Source organism: Acinetobacter endophylla (genome assembly GCF_053543775.1).
On sequence record NZ_JBLVOM010000093.1, the window covers coordinates 1 to 1,008 of the forward strand.

The 1,008-nt window shown below is 34.1% G+C and carries 1 protein-coding gene and 1 pseudogene; both read left to right on the forward strand.

Features of this window, described 5'->3' with window-relative positions; translation table 11 throughout:
- On the forward strand, positions 1 to 720 hold a 720-nt coding region (locus tag ACNPNW_RS05390), incomplete at its 5' end, for a cation diffusion facilitator family transporter (protein ID WP_448766660.1).
- A gap of 186 nt (positions 721 to 906) precedes the next feature.
- Positions 907 to 1,008 (forward strand): annotated as a pseudogene (locus tag ACNPNW_RS05395) (recombinase family protein); the annotation flags it as partial.

Here is a 1,008-nt window from a genome sequence, read left to right on the forward strand (position 1 = left end):
GCTATTGCTCTTGCCGCTATCAAAATTGGTAAAAAAGCCGCAGATGATAAAAGAACTTTTGGCTATCAGCGATTTGAAATTTTAGCGGCTCTGTTTAATGCGGTGATGCTTTTTGTGGTAGCAATATATATTGTATATGAAGCTTATCAACGTTTTACGAATCCTGCTGAAATTCAAAGTGTTGGAATGATGATTGTCGCGGTCATTGGTTTGGTCATAAATTTGATTTCAATGAAAATCCTTTCTGCTAGTGCTGAAGGAAGTCTAAATATAAAAGGTGCATATTTAGAAGTTCTTAGTGATGCTCTAGGATCGATAGGCGTGATTATCGGAGGAATAGTTATTTATTTTACCCAGTGGATGTGGGTTGATACCGTAATCGCTGTGTTAATTGGCTTCTGGGTCTTACCTCGAACTTGGATTTTATTAAAACAAAGTATTCATATTCTGCTTGAAGGAGTTCCTGATGAGATTGATATTGAGTCGTTAAGAAATGATTTATTGAAGCTAGAGGGCGTTGAAGGGATTCATCAGTTGAAAGTCTGGGCTATATCCTCAAGAAATATTCATTTAACTGCTCATTTGGTTGCTCCGAATAGCAATACAGATCAACTCTATCAAAAGGCCTTAGAAGTTCTAAAACATAATCATAATATTACTGAAATTACGTTACAAATAGAAAATACGAAATGTAATACATTGAACCAACATAAACACTAATTTGGACTTTAGTCTTCATATAGATGTTTTGTGTAACTTTAAAGTAAACCCTAAAGTTACAATATAAAAGTTTTTAAAACTATGTAACATTTAAATGATTTTTAACCATATATAACATGTAACTTTGATATTTAAGATTTATAATTTACGAAATTGTTCATTTTTATCTAATTGGGGCGTGAAAGAGTGAAAGGCCAAAAAGTAGGGTATGTGCGAGTGAGTTCGGTCGAGCAAAATACAGGGCGTCAACTTGAGGGAATTGAAGTCGACCGGATTTTTGTTGACCGT